This window comes from Alcanivorax profundi (genome assembly GCF_003597125.1).
GTDB classification, from domain to species: Bacteria; Pseudomonadota; Gammaproteobacteria; order Pseudomonadales; family Alcanivoracaceae; genus Alcanivorax; species Alcanivorax profundi.
The window spans coordinates 33,617-48,883 of the sequence record NZ_QYYA01000006.1; the positions used below are offsets into that span (position 1 = coordinate 33,617).

General features: G+C 59.9%; 16 protein-coding genes. 9 read left to right on the forward strand and 7 right to left on the reverse strand.

The window, feature by feature from the left end; translation table 11 throughout:
* Window positions 1–241: 241 nt before the first annotated feature.
* Complete coding sequence (locus D4A39_RS15260; protein WP_022983711.1) at window positions 242–703, forward strand: LEA/WHy family protein; 462 nt, start codon at window positions 242–244, stop codon at window positions 701–703.
* Between the two features lie 9 nt (window positions 704–712).
* Here D4A39_RS15260 and D4A39_RS15265 read toward each other — a convergent pair whose 3' ends face one another.
* A complete protein-coding gene (locus tag D4A39_RS15265; protein ID WP_022983712.1) occupies window positions 713–1,720 on the reverse strand; it encodes an AraC family transcriptional regulator in 1,008 nt (335 codons plus the stop codon).
* Between the two features lie 103 nt (window positions 1,721–1,823).
* On the opposite strand from D4A39_RS15265, the gene D4A39_RS15270 reads away from it, so the two are divergent.
* Genes D4A39_RS15270 through D4A39_RS15280 form a run of 3 tightly spaced genes read left to right on the forward strand, consistent with a single transcriptional unit; the run spans window position 1,824 to window position 4,964 of the window.
* Window positions 1,824–3,281: a flavin-containing monooxygenase gene (locus tag D4A39_RS15270; RefSeq protein ID WP_022983713.1), complete on the forward strand. Its 1,458-nt coding sequence runs from the start codon at window positions 1,824–1,826 to the stop codon at window positions 3,279–3,281.
* The gene (locus tag D4A39_RS15275) at window positions 3,265–4,206 is read left to right on the forward strand and encodes an alpha/beta hydrolase (RefSeq protein WP_022983714.1); all 942 of its coding nucleotides are present in this window, start codon (window positions 3,265–3,267) and stop codon (window positions 4,204–4,206) included. Before D4A39_RS15270 ends, D4A39_RS15275 begins: the two co-directional genes overlap by 17 nt.
* Entirely contained in the window at window positions 4,203–4,964 is a 762-nt protein-coding gene (locus D4A39_RS15280) for an SDR family oxidoreductase (RefSeq protein ID WP_022983715.1), read from the forward strand. The genes D4A39_RS15275 and D4A39_RS15280 overlap by 4 nt, the downstream gene beginning before the upstream one ends.
* A 49-nt stretch (window positions 4,965–5,013) precedes the next feature.
* Here the strand turns inward: D4A39_RS15280 and D4A39_RS15285 are convergent, their stop codons facing one another.
* Entirely contained in the window at window positions 5,014–5,454 is a 441-nt protein-coding gene (locus D4A39_RS15285; protein WP_022983716.1) for a 3D domain-containing protein, read from the reverse strand.
* A 3-nt stretch (window positions 5,455–5,457) separates the two neighbouring features.
* On the opposite strand from D4A39_RS15285, the gene D4A39_RS15290 reads away from it, so the two are divergent.
* Both D4A39_RS15290 and D4A39_RS15295 read left to right on the forward strand, forming a co-directional pair.
* Window positions 5,458–6,423: an alpha/beta fold hydrolase gene (locus D4A39_RS15290; protein WP_022983717.1), complete on the forward strand. Its 966-nt coding sequence runs from the start codon at window positions 5,458–5,460 to the stop codon at window positions 6,421–6,423.
* Window positions 6,420–7,253: an SDR family oxidoreductase gene (locus tag D4A39_RS15295; protein WP_022983718.1), complete on the forward strand. Its 834-nt coding sequence runs from the start codon at window positions 6,420–6,422 to the stop codon at window positions 7,251–7,253. The genes D4A39_RS15290 and D4A39_RS15295 overlap by 4 nt, the downstream gene beginning before the upstream one ends.
* On the opposite strand, the gene D4A39_RS15300 is transcribed toward D4A39_RS15295, so the two are convergent.
* Both D4A39_RS15300 and D4A39_RS15305 read right to left on the reverse strand, forming a co-directional pair.
* A complete protein-coding gene (locus tag D4A39_RS15300) occupies window positions 7,248–7,853 on the reverse strand; it encodes an acyl carrier protein phosphodiesterase (RefSeq protein ID WP_022983719.1) in 606 nt (201 codons plus the stop codon). The genes D4A39_RS15295 and D4A39_RS15300 overlap by 6 nt on opposite strands.
* A gap of 53 nt (window positions 7,854–7,906) precedes the next feature.
* Window positions 7,907–8,245: a histidine triad nucleotide-binding protein gene (locus tag D4A39_RS15305; RefSeq protein ID WP_022983720.1), complete on the reverse strand. Its 339-nt coding sequence runs from the start codon at window positions 8,243–8,245 to the stop codon at window positions 7,907–7,909.
* Window positions 8,246–8,457: 212 nt separating this feature from the next.
* Here D4A39_RS15305 and D4A39_RS15310 point away from each other — a divergent pair, with 212 nt between their 5' ends.
* Window positions 8,458–9,366, forward strand: a complete 909-nt coding sequence (locus D4A39_RS15310) for a 6-pyruvoyl trahydropterin synthase family protein (protein WP_022983721.1) — start codon at window positions 8,458–8,460, stop codon at window positions 9,364–9,366.
* Between the two features lie 97 nt (window positions 9,367–9,463).
* Here D4A39_RS15310 and D4A39_RS15315 read toward each other — a convergent pair whose 3' ends face one another.
* Entirely contained in the window at window positions 9,464–10,411 is a 948-nt protein-coding gene (locus D4A39_RS15315) for a LysR family transcriptional regulator (RefSeq protein ID WP_022983722.1), read from the reverse strand.
* A 380-nt stretch (window positions 10,412–10,791) separates the two neighbouring features.
* Between D4A39_RS15315 and D4A39_RS15320 the strand changes: the two genes are divergently transcribed.
* Together D4A39_RS15320 and D4A39_RS15325 are read left to right on the forward strand one after the other, a co-directional pair.
* Window positions 10,792–11,064: an Arc family DNA-binding protein gene (locus D4A39_RS15320; RefSeq protein ID WP_022983723.1), complete on the forward strand. Its 273-nt coding sequence runs from the start codon at window positions 10,792–10,794 to the stop codon at window positions 11,062–11,064.
* Window positions 11,065–11,185: 121 nt separating this feature from the next.
* Entirely contained in the window at window positions 11,186–12,415 is a 1,230-nt protein-coding gene (locus D4A39_RS15325) for a GGDEF domain-containing protein (RefSeq protein ID WP_022983724.1), read from the forward strand.
* Window positions 12,416–12,479: 64 nt separating this feature from the next.
* Here D4A39_RS15325 and D4A39_RS15330 read toward each other — a convergent pair whose 3' ends face one another.
* Window positions 12,480–13,304: a M23 family metallopeptidase gene (locus tag D4A39_RS15330; RefSeq protein WP_022983725.1), complete on the reverse strand. Its 825-nt coding sequence runs from the start codon at window positions 13,302–13,304 to the stop codon at window positions 12,480–12,482.
* Between the two features lie 250 nt (window positions 13,305–13,554).
* Window positions 13,555–15,120, reverse strand: a complete 1,566-nt coding sequence (locus D4A39_RS15335) for an HD-GYP domain-containing protein (protein ID WP_022983726.1) — start codon at window positions 15,118–15,120, stop codon at window positions 13,555–13,557.
* Window positions 15,121–15,267: the final 147 nt, after the last annotated feature.

Sequence of the window (15,267 nt, forward strand, 5' to 3'; positions counted from 1 at the left end):
GGTCGACACCGTGCCGGCGGCCCGGCCAGGATGCCGCGCCATGCGCGCCCCCTTGGGGCGCGGTGGCGTGGCGGGAGGCCGGGCCGTCCGGCATGCACTTGTTCCACCCCTCTCTCCAGCGGGTTCCACCGGCACGCCCCAGACCAACTGCGTTTCGCCTCTCGCTTTTCGCGATGAACCTTTGTCCGTATTCTAGTGAGTCTCTGAGTCTTACCGCACACCCTCACGAAATGGATTCCCAATGAAAGCACGCGTTTCTGCCTGGCTTCTGGCCACCGCCCTGCTACTATCCGGCTGCCATACCCTTGGCCAGCTTGAAGCCCCGGAAGTCAGTGTCACGGGCATCAACCTGAACAGCTTCACCCTGTTCGAGCAGGAGTGGGGGCTCACCCTGAGAGCGCGCAACCCCAATGACCGGGAACTGACACTGAAAAGCCTGGATTACGAAATCTATGTGAACGGCGAAAAATTTGCCCGCGGCCTGACCGGGGACACCGTCACCCTCCCTGCCATGGGCGATGCCAAGGTGACGACCACTATCACCACCAGCCTGATGAGCAGCCTGCAGCAATTGCAAAAGATCCAGCAGCAACAGGGTGAACCACTCAAATACCGGCTAGTGGGCAAGGCCCGGGTGGCCGGTGTTCCCATCCCCCTGGCCTTCGACAAGGAAGGGGAAATGCAGCTGCCGAAGATGCCCTGAGAGGCCGCTTCAGCCCGCGACTCGGCCACGCCGATAGCGGGCAGGGGTCTGGCCAGTCCAGCGCCGAAAAGCGTGAATGAAGTTGGACAGCTCCGAGTACCCCAGCCTTTCGCTGATTTCTTCCAGAGTCAGAATGCCCAGCGTCAGCCACTGCTCTGCCAACATCCGTCGCACCTCATCAAGCAGTTCCTGATACCCGGTTCCCTCCCGGTTGAGATGGCGTCGCAGGGTACGGGGACTCATGTGCAGCTCCTCAGCCAGTGTTTCCAGAGAAGGAAAGCGGCCCGGCTGCTGCAGCAACCGCCGGCGTAATCGGGCCGCCGTTCCGCCGCGGGAATGCCGCTGCACCAGCAACTGGTGGCACTGCTCTTCGCAGAGCCGTGCCGTCACCGGGTTCGCCTGCGGTAACGGCATATCCAGCAAGCCGCGCGCGAAAGCGGCCTCACTCACTGCACTGTCGAATACCGGCTCGCGACCGAATAGCGAGATCACCTGCGCGGGGTCTCTGTCCGGCAATCGCAGCCGTAATGCCGTCAAAGGCACCCGCAAAGAAAACAGCTCCTCCTGGATCACCATGATGGCACTGGCATCCCGGGCCAGCAGATACGGCCGCACCGCTTCCGGCAACCCGGCATCTTCCAGCACCAGGACGGCGTTGTCCCGGGTTTCCTGCAACCGCACATCCACAAACGCAAAGGTCAGCCCCAGATAGCGCACCCCCAACCGAATGGCATCGCCAAAGGTGGGGCTGCTCAGCAGGGCAAAGCCCCACACACCATAGCTGCTGAGGTGGTAGCGCTGTCCCATGGCCAACCCGTGAGACACGGGGTCATCGAGGTGCGCACAGAGGTTCTCGATCACCTTCAGTTCCTGCGCCGATTCAATGGTGGCGTCCGCCTGATTGAGCATGGCCGCATCAATCCCCGAACCTGCCAGTGCTACCGACACAGGCACCCCCTGCTCTGCGCCATAGGCGGCTTGCAGTCGTACGCTGGTGATGGCGCGCAGGGTGCTCATGGCCGTGTCCGTTTTCCACAATTTTGTGTCCCAGAATGCCATAAACAGCAGCAACCGGTCTCGCTACAGTGGTATCAATAACAGTTAACGGGATGTATACCCCATGAGCCCTACCCATCAGGTCATCATCATCGGCGCCGGTTTCGGCGGTCTTGGCATGGCGATTCGTCTCAAGGAACAGGGGCAGGATGATCTCCTGCTGATCGAAAAAGGCCACGATGTGGGCGGCTGCTGGCGCGATAACACCTACCCCGGTGCGGCCTGTGACGTGCCGTCCCACTTGTATTCGTACTCCTTTGAGCGGCACTACCCCTGGAGTCGCCGATTTGCCCCGCAGCAGGAAATCTTTGCCTACCAGCAATACTGCGCCCGCAAATACGACATCTACCGCCACATTCGCTTTAACACCGAAGTCGCCGACGCCCGCTACCAGGATGACGCTGGCACCTGGCAGGTTACCCTGACCAATGGCGACATTCTCACCTGCAAGGCACTGATTACTGCGACAGGCCAGCTCAACCAGCCCGCCTATCCCCCCCTCGCCGGCATTGAGGATTTTCAGGGAGCGCACTTCCACAGCGCCCGCTGGAACCATGACATCGACCTGACAGGAAAAACCGTGGCGGTGGTCGGCACCGGCGCCAGTGCCATCCAGTTTGTCCCGGAAGTGGCCAAACAGGCCGCCCGGGTAAAACTGTTCCAGCGCTCTGCGGCCCATGTGATTGCCAAACCCGACCGCCCCTACCATTCCCTGGAACACCGGCTGCTCAAATGGCTCCCGGCCACCCAGACGCTGGACCGGCTGCGCATTTACGCCGCCAATGAATCCCGGGTGCTGGGCTTCACGTCCCTGCAGCAGGCCATGAAGATCTACGAATGGCTGTTCAAGCGCCACCTGCGCAAGCAGATTGCCGACCCGGCGCTGCGTGAGAAGCTCACCCCGGACTACCCCATGGGCTGCAAACGCATCCTGATGTCCAATGACTATTATCCGGCCCTTGCCAAGGACCATGTGGACGTTATCAACCACGGCATCGCCTCGGTCGATGCGACCGGCCTGACCGATACCGACGGCACCCACCACCAAGCCGATGTCATTATCTATGGCACCGGATTCCGGGCCACTGACTTCCTCACCCCCATGACCGTTATCGGCCGCGACGGCCAGGATCTGAACCAGGCGTGGCAGGACGGAGCCGAGGCCTACCTGGGCATCACTGTTCGCGGTTTCCCCAATCTCTTCATGCTCTACGGCCCCAATACCAATCTCGGACACAACTCCATCATCTACATGCTGGAAAGCCAGATTCACTATGTGCGCCAGTGTCTGGCAGAGATGGATGAGCAAGGCCTGCGTGCACTGGAGGTCCGCGATACGGTACAAGCTCAATTCAATGACGACGTGCAACGCAAGATACGCGCAACCGTCTGGGACAAGGGCTGCCATAGCTGGTACAAGACTGACAGCGGCAAGAACACTAACAACTGGCCGGGCTTTACCTTCGACTATCGCCGCCTTACCCGCCACGTAAACTGGAGCGACTATGAGCTTGTTCGTTGACCGCATCAGCCGGTCTCAATCCTTGCTGCAGCAAGTGCTGGCCGGGATCCTGCGCACCTCGCTGGCGCTGCTGTTCAAACCGGTGGTCAACCCGCGCTTCAGCATCCAGACTCAACGCCGCTGGATGACCCTCATTGCCGGCACCACCCTGACAGCACGGGACGTGGGCAGTCATGACGCCCCGGTTGGCGACGTGCCCTGCCGTCACTATCAACCGCTTCATGCCCAAGGCACGGTGTTGTATCTGCATGGCGGTGGCTATGTGGCCGGAAGCCCCGACACCCACAAAGCCATCACCTCTCATCTGGCCCGCTATGCCAATGCCCGGGTGGTGGTGCCAGATTACCGTCTCGCCCCGGAGCACCCCTGCCCGGCAGCGATTGACGACGCGGTGGCGGTCTACCTGGGTTTGCTGGATGAAGGCGTTCACCCGGACACCCTCACCCTGATGGGAGACTCCGCCGGCGGCGGGCTGGCCATGGCGCTATTGCAGGCCCTGCAGGCCCGCAAGGTTGCCCTGCCCAGCAGCGTGATTCTGTTTTCGCCGTGGGTCGACCTGACCGCCACGGCACTGTTCGACACCGACCGTGATTGCCTGCTCAGCCCCGCCTGGCTGGAGAGCGGCGCCCTTCTGTACGCCGGTGCAGACACCGACCGTGCCCGCCCGCAGTGCTCGCCCATCAACGGTGAGCTGGGCAACCTGCCACCGGTGCTGATTCAGGCCGGCAGTGACGAGATCCTGCTCAATGACAGCCACCGGCTGTGCCAGGCACTCAATGACGCTGGCACGCCCGCACACCTGCAGGTGCACCCTCAACGCTGGCATGACTTCCAGCTCCACGCCGGGGTACTGGCTGATGCCGACCAGGCACTCATGACCTGCGCCCGCTTCATTCACCAACACTGGAAGGACGTCCGCCCATGAAACGGATCCTGATCACCGGCGCGGCCAGCGGCATCGGCCTGGCCACCGCTCGCCTGTTTCACCGCAATGGCTGGACACTGGGGCTGACGGATATCAACCACGACGCCCTTGTCGAGCTGGCCAGCGAGCTGGATCAGTGCTGGCATCGGCAGCTGGACGTCACCGACGACATTGCCTGCCGTCACGCCTGCCAGGAATTCGCTGCCGATAGCGGCGGACTGGATGTGCTGTTCAACTGTGCCGGCATCCTGCAGATGGGGCATTTTGAAGACATCAGCGCCGAGCAGCACAAGCGTATTATCGACATCAATGTCACCGGCCTGATCAACATGACGCTGGCCGCCCATCCGCTACTGCAAGACAGTAACAGTGCTGCCGTCATCAATATGAGCTCCGCCTCGGCGCTCTACGGCACTCCGCACTTCGCCTCTTATTCCGCCAGCAAATTTGCCGTGCGTGCGCTGACTGAGGCACTGGATATTGAATGGGGCCGCCAGGGCATTCGGGTACTCGACATCATGCCCCCCTTTGTCAGCACCCCCATGTTGACCGAAGCCAGCTTCCGTTCACCGGTTGTCGATCGTATGGGGGTCAACCTGGATGCCGACGACATCGCCCGCACCGTCTTCCAGGCTGCCACCGAGACTGCCCCTGTGCACAATCCGGTGGGTGGCGTCTTCAAACTGATGACGCTGAGCAACAAGCTGCTGCCCAGCCGGGCCACACGCCTGCTGATGCAGTTCATGAGTCGGGAATAGTGTCAGCGGCGGGTTGCCCTGCAACCCGCCAGCAAGGAATGTCGTCTCGTCACTGCCCGCTCTCACGGGCTGGCACGGTGTACCGGATCACGACCTTGCGACGCCCCCATTCCCGCGCGGCCTCAATGTCCTCACCCATGTAAATATCGATTTTTTTCTTCCAACGCCTGTGCATTTTGTCTTTGACTTTCCAGGTTCCGGGCAACCCCTCGATCTCCACCTCGGTGTTATGGTCCAGCCCCAGCGCAATCAGGTCACGGGACACCGCAATGGCCTTCATGCCCGGCTCCAGCCTGTCTCCCCACGCCGCCAGGGCATGGTCCTTGCCGTGCCCCTGGCCGTGCAGGGAGTTGTACGCCGTCGCAGTGACCGTGAGGGTTTCCGGCTCGGGTTGTGCCTCGCAAAACGACACCAGCCAGGTCAGCGACACCACAGCCAATGCAAAGCCGCCCGCATTCACTTTCCGTTGCCTCGGCAGGGTTACACTCATTCCATGCTCCGTTTTCTGGTTTTCATTATGGTGTTGCCTTTGTACAGCGCCTGCAGTCAGCAGGCCTATGTGGAGACCCGCACGCCCATCGAGCCAACACTGACGTCGTGGGAGGCAGATCAACCGCCCCGTGGCGTGGTGCTGGCCCTGCACAGTTTCGGCGACTACCACGCCGCCTTTGATCAACTGCGTCCGCGCTTTGCCGAGGCCGGCCTGCTGCTGGACAGTTATGATCAGGCCGGTTTTGGTTCACGCCTGCAGCAGGGCCACTGGCCAGGGGAACAACGGCTGGTCGAGGATGCGGTACAACGCATCGATCATCTTTACCAAGCCTACCAACGACCGGTGTTCGTGCTGGGTGAAAGCATGGGCGGCGCAGTCGCCATCCTGGCCGCACAACAGCGCCCTGACAAAGTCGCCGGGCTGGTGCTGGCCGCCCCGGCGGTGCGAGAAGGCATACGCTTGCGCTACGGCTGGAATGCCGCCATCGCTACCGTCGCCGCTATCGCACCCGGTTACCGCGTCACCGTAAACCGTGACCCGGACGACCCGTCTCTGGCCCCTGCCAATGCCCGGCGGCTGGCCCGCGATGCCCTGGTCATGCGACAGGTCAGGCTGGACACCTACTGGGGGCTCATTCAACTGGCCGATACCGCCAGCAACCAGGCCGCCAGCCCGGCTTACCCCGAGTTACCCGTGATGCTGCTCTACGGCGGCAAGGACAACACGGTGCCGCAAGCCGGTATCGATGCCCTGCGCAGGCATTTTGACCCCCACCTGTGCTGGCAGTTTCAGCCACAAGCCCCTCACCTGCTGCTGCAAGGCAATCAGTGGCAGGCTACCGCGCAGCGCATTATTGACTGGATCCAGCAACAAGAGGCAGGAATTGGCCCCAGCAGCACGTTACAGATGTCGCCAGACTGTTACCCTGTCGCCACGGATGACAACCACAGGGAATACTCTCCATGAGCAAACGGGTACTGATCACGGGTGGCAATTCAGGTATCGGGCTTTGCACCGCGGAACAGCTGGCAGCACAGGGGGCAGACGTGACTCTGGCCTGCCGGAATATCAGCAAGGGCCAATCCGCCGTTGCCCGCATCAAGAACCGCTATCCCAATGCCGGCGTACGCCTGTTTCCGCTGGACCTGTCTGATCTGGAAAATGTCCGTGACAGCGCAGCCAGCCTCTATCGTGAGCTGGGCGCCATTGATGTGCTGATCAACAACGCTGGCGTGGTACCTACCCGGCAGGAGTACACCCGGGATGGCTATGAAATGCAGTTCGGGGTCAACTATCTGGCGCCCGTGCTGTTTACCCACTTGATGCTGCCACTGCTGCAAAAGGGGGAACAGCCCCGCATCCTGCATCTGGCGTCTGTGGCTCACTGGTTGGGGCGCATCAACAAGAAAACCTGGCGGGGCCGCAAACCCTACCTGGTGATGGATGCCTACGGACAATCCAAGCTGGGTAACATCCTGTTCAGCAATGTGCTGGCAGATCGGCTCCAGGAACTGGGCATCACCAGCAACGCCCTGCACCCCGGCGGAGTGGACACCCCCATTTTCCGGCATGTGCCCAAACCCATCATGGCGCTGATCAAGCCCACACTGACCACCCCGGAAAAGGCCGCCCGCCTGCCCGTGAGCCTGGCCCTCGATCCACAATATGCCGGCATCAGCGGTGAGTACTTTGCCAATTTCAAACCCGCCATGCGTTCGCCACTGGCCCGCAACCGCAAGCTGGCAGACACCCTCTATTACGACACCATGGCGGAGCTGGGCCTGCCCGCGCTATAGCCGTTCAGGCGATACAGGCAGCTCAAGGGCTGCCTGCTCTACCGCCTCACGCAACTGCGGGTAAAACACCAGAAACCCGGCTTCCAGCGTTTCATAACGCGGTTCGATTTCCTCGACCATTCCGGCAAACGGGTTCGCAAAACGGATCCTGGCCGCGATGGCATCCAGGGCTTCTCCCACCTGCGACAGGCGGGCGTACCGGTTTAGCAGATCATGCTCCAGCAGCCCCTCCATCCGGGGGCGCATGGTCGCCGGCATCATCGGCAAGCCCGCTTCCAGGTCCCGGTAGTGCTGCGCAATGGCTTCCTCGCGTGGCTCCGCATGAAAATCCGACCAGTGCTGCCATAGAAAATGATCAAACAACACATCCAGTGCCACCCCGGAAAATCGCCTGCGTTGTGAAGAAAAACCTCGCCGCTGGGCCACGACCCAGGGGTGGTCATCGGTAAAGCGGTCCACCAGCAGGTGATTGGCCAACCCCCGTGCCACCGGACCAGACAGGGCTGAACGGTCCACGCCACGCAGGAAGTCACCCAGCACATTGCCCACCTTGGAAGGCACGGAGGGCTTGGCCAGAGAAAGGTGCGCCAGATAATTCATGACACTGCACGGAGCGTGCCCAGTGCATACTCACACCGGGCCCGCGGCAGGATTCAGCCCGGCGGCCAGTTGAAGGAACGGCCGCCCAGTACGTGCACGTGAAGATGGAAAACGGTCTGGCTGGCGCCGGCACCGTTGTTCACATTCAGACGAAAATCTTCCAGCCCTTCCTGTTTGGCAACCTGGCTGGCGATCAACAGTAAATGCCCCAGCAGCGACGCATCTTCGGCGCCGGCATCCGACAATTTGGGAATCGGTTTTTTGGGAATCACCAGAAAGTGCGTCGGGGCCTGGGGATTGATATCCCGGAAAGCGAGGCACTGGTCGTCTTCGAAAATGATGTCGGCGGGAATCTCCCGGTCGATGATCTTGGAGAACAGGGTTTCAGCCATGGTGTGATTCTCTCCTGGTTAGCATGCCAGCCGCGAGCAGGACATTTACCGTCAGGATGTGCACTTCACTGAGTATCGGGTGTGCCCCGGTTCACAGCTCGCACGATAACTGCACGGAAAATAACCCAATACGGTGACGACAACCTTAGCGGCAGGTCAGAATGGTGGCATTATAGTGCTCTCTGAATCCATCTTTGATCAACCGGGACAGCATGGCGACACTCTTTGTTGAAAATTTGACCGTTGCAGATTTTTCCTACCTGCACCCCAAACGCGGCATGATCGGGGAATCCTGGCTGGTTGACCTGGAATTAAGCGGCGATCTGGACCATCAGGGCATGGTGTTCGATTTTGGCCACATCAAGAAATCCATCAAACGTATCATCGACGACAATGTGGATCACCGACTGCTGGTGCCGATGGACTGCGAACAGGTCTCCGTGGCCGAGCGCGACAACAACACCAGCCTGGAGTGGCAATACCGGGGCGGCACGATTCGCATGGTCGTGCCCAGCGAAAGCCTGTTGCTGATGTCCGGCCCGGAAGTCTCCAAGGCCAGCCTGACCTTGTACCTGATGGAGCTGGTACAAAGTATCGTGCCTGAGAATGTCGCAGAGGTTCGCGTCATTCTGCGCGAGGAAGACACCGGTACCGCTCCCTATTACCACTATTCCCATGGCCTGAAGAAGCACGACGGCAACTGCCAGCGCATTGCTCACGGCCACCGCTCCAGCATCCATATCTTTGAAAATGGACGCCGCAGCCGTTACTGGGAAAAGCTCTGGGCCGACCGCTGGGAAGATATCTATATCGGCACAGAAGAGGATCTCGAGGGCACCTACTACATTGATGAGATTCCTCATCACCGGTTCCGGTACGACGCACCACAAGGGCGATTCGAGCTGGTCATCCCGGAAGATCACTGTTATTTGATCAATACTGACTCCACCGTGGAGCAGCTGGCCGCCCACATTGCTGAGCAGCTTGCGGTAGAGGCGCCCGGCAAGCACTTCCGGGTGCGTGCCTTCGAGGGGGTTGGCAAAGGGGCCATCGCCGAAGCGGGCGAGGATCTGCCCGGCCGAACCCAATCGGGCTGGCTGGCCGGTTCTGCCGTAATCTAGGGCCTGTCTGCAGGAGCCATGGGCACATCCAGCCGGATCCCCATGGGAGCATCGCCCCCTGCAGACAAAGGGCGGGGGCGAGCGGCGTGGCGGCCCATTACTCCTGCGAGAGAATGCTTTCTGCCTCTTCCTGAATCAGTCGACGCAGCCAACGATGAGCCACGTTGTGGTGCAACAATGATGACCAGGCCATCTTCAGCTCGAACTCCGGGATATCGAAAGGCGGCTGCTTGATCAGCAGCCGGGGATTCTGTGCCTGCATTTTCGCCACCCGGGACGGCAGGGTCGCCACCAGATCATTGTTCATCGCCAGCAACGCCGGCATCTGATAGTGGCGGGTAAAAATACTGATCTTCCGGCTCTTGCCCAGCAACTCCAGGGCATGATCAATCCAGCCAAGCCCGCCCAACTTCTCGGGATTCATGCCAAAGCCAACACCAAACCCGGTTTTCGACACCCAGATATGCTGAGCCGACAGGTAGCTCTCCAGATTGAAATCCATGGCAATGGGGTTGTCGCGATTCAGCAGACAGGAAAACGAATCTTTCCACAGATTCACCTGATGAAATGATCCTGGCATCTCGTTGAACCGGTTCACCGCCATGTCTACCCGGCCCTGCTCCATATCCTGATAGCTCACATCCGAGGGGGTCAGAAAATCCAGAACCACATCGGGCGCTTCTGCCCGCAGCCGCCGCACAATATGCGGCACCAGAGTCGCCTCGGCATAATCACTGGTCATGATCCGGAACACCCGGCGACTGGCTTCCGGCCGAAAAATATCTTCCGGGACGAACAACTGCTCTGCCTGGGCAAGGATTTGCCGAACCAACGGCCGTAACTCCTGGGCTCGCTCGGTGGCAGTCATCCCCTCGCTGGTTCGAATCAGCAGGGGGTCACCGAACATTTCCCGCAACCGTTTAAGTGAGTTACTCATGGCAGGCTGGGTAATCCCCAACTGCTCGGCAGCCCGGGTCACATTTTGCTCACGCAACAGCACATCCAGGTACTTGAGCAAGTTCAGGTCTGCGCTGGCAATATTCATTGCTTGAATAACCTATCAAATCCACATCATTGAAATGGATTCTAACACCCGGCCCGCCCGCCCTGCCCGAACTATTTGTGGGCATGGCGCGCCACGCCTTAGTGCAAGACTTCGAGACCTCTCATGACAGGTGTTAACCACGTCCCCCTTTGCACTAATGGCAACCTGCCAGTATCGCCTGATAACAAAAAAATGCGTAAGGTGTGGACACATGTAGATCACGGTGCGGCACAGTAATACAAGCCTGAATCTGATCCGGCACTGTTCTCACAGGTAGTGGTTTTTCCCTGTTTACCCATTTCCCGGCGGCGCAGTCGAACGCCCTGCATACCGCAAAGGCAGCCAAGCATCAGGCCACCGGGAAAGAATCAGAGGTTACTATGACAAACAACGCCACCACGCGAACCGAGAAGTTCGTGGTGCGTTTCCCTTGCGGAATGCGTGCAGAAGTGTCAACGGCGGCCAACCATAGCCATCGCAGCATGAATGCAGAAATCATTGCCCGGTTGGAGCACAGCCTGGGTAATTGGCCCGAAACCCTGCCTCAGGGAGAAACCGCCGTGCCGCAAGGTTCGGAGGAAGCGTTTTTGCTGGAGCGCTTTCGCCAGCTTTCGGTGACCAAACAGCAGGCCCTGCTTGCCCTTTTGGACTAACAGGGAAACCGACCTTTCATCTCCGGTGCGCGCCGTCAGGAAAACAATTTATGCCGTCTCGTGGCGCTTGCGCTACCATGGCAGTGCCAACTTCATGGAATGAACAGGAGCCCGGTCCGGCGTGACGGCAACACAGTCTCCCAATCCCCTGCCCACCGGCAGCGACATCTCGCTGCCCTGGCATCTGCGCCTGCCCAAGGCGCTAGAGAAGGACTTCCGCCTATACTTTCGCGCCTCAGTGGCCAAGGTCGCCCCGGGCGCTTTCCTCCTGATCGGTATCCTGTTGGCCTGTGCGATGCTGGTGGAATCTGTCGTTGGTGACGAAATCATTGCCCACTCGTGGCGTCCGCGTCTGTTTACCCTGATGATCACCGGGGGCTGCCTGCTACTGGCCCGTAACCCTCGCGGGCGCGAGTGGCTGCACCCCGCTACGCTCACACTGGGGCTTGCCATCGCCAGCACGGGAAACTACCTTGGATACACCATTTCCCACCCTCTTTCCTACACGTTCTTTCTGCATACCCCTATTGCCGTAATCATGATCTGCACGCTGATCCGGGTCCCCTTTTACCAGGCACTGGGAGGGTCTCTGATTATGATAGGCGCTCTTGGGGTTACCCTGTTTATGGATCCTTCACGTGTAGAATTCGAACCGCTGACTCTGATGTTAGTCACCCTCGCCTTTTCCAGCATGAGCCTGTTCGGTCAATACGTGTATGAACGACTGCTACGTCAGCACTTCCTGTCAGAACACGTTCTGTTTCAACACAGGGATGAACTGCACTCCGCCAACCTGATTCTGGAGAATCAGGCCACGGTGGATGGCATGACCGGGTGTATCAACCGGCGGGGTATGGAATCCCGATTGAATCATCTTTATCACCTGCTCCAGAAGCAAAGCCCTGACGCTCCTGAACGCGTGACACTGATGCTGTTTGATATCGACTTCTTCAAGCAATACAACGACACCTATGGCCACCCTGCCGGGGACGAATGCCTCAAGAAGGTCGCCAGCGTACCGCTATCCATGGTGCAGGCGGAAAAAGACTTTGTGGCACGCTATGGCGGCGAAGAATTCGTGATCGTACTGACCGATTCCAGCTTCAACGATGCGCTGGTGTTTGCCGAGCGCATGCGTAACCGCGTCGAGCAACTAGGCTTGCCACACAGCGGTTCCCGCATCAGCCAGGTGGTCACCATCAGCGTCGGGGTCGCCTGCTCAGACGGCCAGGCCGACAACGGTGCCGAACTCCTCAAGCTCGCCGACGAAGCCCTCTACCAGGCCAAAGGCGCAGGCCGTAACCGGGTGGCGCTGATGAGCAATCAGGGGCTGGTAGAAATGCTTAATTAATACCGCCGCGAGACGGTTTTCCATGTGTTTCAGGTTCCAATCAGCGCGACCACGCCGCTGTTAACTATTCATTGTTACCTGCCATTTGTGGAACTACCGTCACCGGATCCAGCTTCTCCTCAAACCAGTTGAGTCGCCAGTCCAGGTGGGGGCCAGTGGCGCGGCCGGAGGCGCCGACTTTGGCAACCGGGTCGCCCTGCTTGACGGTCTGGCCTTTTTCTACCAGTACCTCACTCAAATGAATCATGGTGGACGAGACCCCATAGCCATGATCCAGAATCAGGGTGCCTCCGGAGTAGTAATTATCGTTCTGGACCAGGGTCACCACCGCATCGGCCGGAGCCACCACCACCGTGCCGGTGGGACGGGCCACATCGACGCCGTAATGGGGGCGGCCCGGCTTGCCGTTGTAGACCCGCTGACTGCCATACACGCCACTGATTCGGCCGGTCAACGGCCACTGGAAATTCGTCAGGAACGATTCGCTGTCAGAATCCGTCGCTCTGGCGGCTTTGATACCTGCGGCTTCGCGACGAATACGTTTGAGCACTGCCTCCGGGGGAGGCGCCACCGTCCGCTGGGGCACCCCTTCCACACGCTGGATGTCGTACTCACGCTGGCTCAGGGTGACCAACACTTGCTGAGTCACCTCCTCCTTTTGCAAAACCAGTGTCTGTTCCAGCGCCGCATCGCGACCGAAACCGACGGCAAAAAAACCGTCACCCGTGGTTCGCACCGGTTTGCCGGCCAAGGACACGGAGACTCCTGGCGCCACCTGACCGCGCAACAATGTGCCCTGGGTGCGCTCACCGTTCAGGGACAATAGCCAGTCGCCGGCGAAGGCGGGACTCACCAGTAGCCATGCCGCCAGCACGGCAAGTGTTCTCATGCTTTGCAATTCCGTCTCCTGATAGATGAACCGTGACAACAGTATTTAGCCACCCTGGCTGCGAAGCCGATGAGGGAGCCCGCACGCTGGCGATAGAGCATTCCCGATGCCACATCGCTGCAAGCAAGCTCCCACTGGGGGACAACCGAACTGTGGGAGCGGTGGTTCCACCGCGAATAAAGAGCCGGCCGCAGCAAGCACGGTCGGACGACCGCCCCCACTCTGCCGTTCAGCCTCCAGCCCGCGCCTGTCAGGCAAAGGCCGCCCCATCCTCCACGTCCAGCTGCACCGGGTCCAGATGCATTTCGCCATAGCGGCGCCACACACGCGAACGGATGAACAGCTGATACAAGTCGGGGTCAAGATGATGGTTATCGCGCATGCGCTGCATGATCGCCAGCGCTTCGCTGAGTTTCAACGGCGTCTTGTAGGGTCGCTCTTTGGCGGTCAGCGCCTCGAACACATCGGCGATCGCCATGATTCTGGCAGGAATGGACATCTGCTCGCGGGTCAGGCCCAGCGGGAAGCCGGTACCGTCCATTTTTTCGTGGTGGCCACCGGCGTATTCCGGCACCCGTTTCAGCTTGGCCGGGAACGGCAGCGAGCCCAGCATGTCCAGTGTCACATCCATATGGCCATTGATGATCTGCCGCTCCTCCGGGGTGAGAGTGCCCCGGGGAATGCACAGGTTTTTCACCTCATCCTCGGTTAACAACGGGCGGCACTGCCCCCAGGCATCGGTCCAGGTTCGTTGGGCCAAATCCCGTACCCGCTGCTGATCCTCTGGGGGCATGCGCTCGCCGCCCCGATTGATTCTCTCCAAAAACGCGAGGTCAGCCGTCAGCGCATCGATTTCCTGCTCCATGCGCTCACGCAACGAAGGTTCCAGTTCCGGGGTCTGCACGCTCTCCTTTTCGTACTGGAATCGGATTTCTGCCCGCAGGGTGGCAAAGCGGCTGGCGACTTCATCAATGCGATCGTGCAGTGTATGTAATTTGGTGGACTTATCGAGCACCGAATCCGGGGTCGCCAGCTTGCCACAGTCATGCAGCCAGGCAGCCACATGCAATTCGTACCAGCCTTCCTCATCGAGCTGAAAGTCCGCGAAATCACCCTCGTCTTCACAAGCCGCCTGGGCAAGCAGCTCGGTAATCACCGGAACACGCTGGCAATGCGCGCTGGTGTGGGGGCTCTTGGCGTCAATAGCCTGGGCCAGCACCTTGATAAAGGCATCCAACAGTTCCTTGAGCTCCTGCACCTGACTGAGGTTGCTGAGCGCAATTCCCCCATAAGTCAGCAACGACTGGAAGATCAGATGGCCATGCTCAAGGCGTTGCAGGTTCCGCGGAACCGCTTTGCGGTAGAGCAGCTGCAAGACCCCTGTGACACGCCCTTCATGGTTATATAGCGGCCACAGTTGCAAGGCCTGGGCTTCAGGGACCAGTGCCTCCATCACCGCGTGATCCTGCTCGGGCAGCGTCTGTTCTGCGAGCAGCACGGTCTGGGGTTCGCCAACCTGAAAGCAGGCTTCTACCAGGCCTCCGGCATCCAGCGGCCTGAACCAGCGCGCGGCCTCCCGGAACTGGGCTGCGCCAGGCGCCCGACACAGGCAACGCAAACCCTCCCCTTCCCGGGCATCATCGTACAACCAGGCAAGCCCCGCATCGGCACCACACAGCGAACCAGCCTCCTGAAGCAGGGTATCCAGCAACCGGGGAACATCTTTTTGCTCGCTGAGATGCTGGGCGACCTTCAGCAGGCGGGGCAGCAGGGACTCATCGGTTGTCGTCTGCGTGTGCGGCACAGGCGTGGTCATGGGCTATCCAGCTCCCGTTAAACGTCCATTCTTGCCGGTCTCATCGGGCAACCGGCCTGTATCAAGCATAAGGCGGTGCTTTCATTCAGGCAAAAGGCATGTTTGTTGCCTACAATTATCAGCCGTATGTCCAATAATCACTGACAA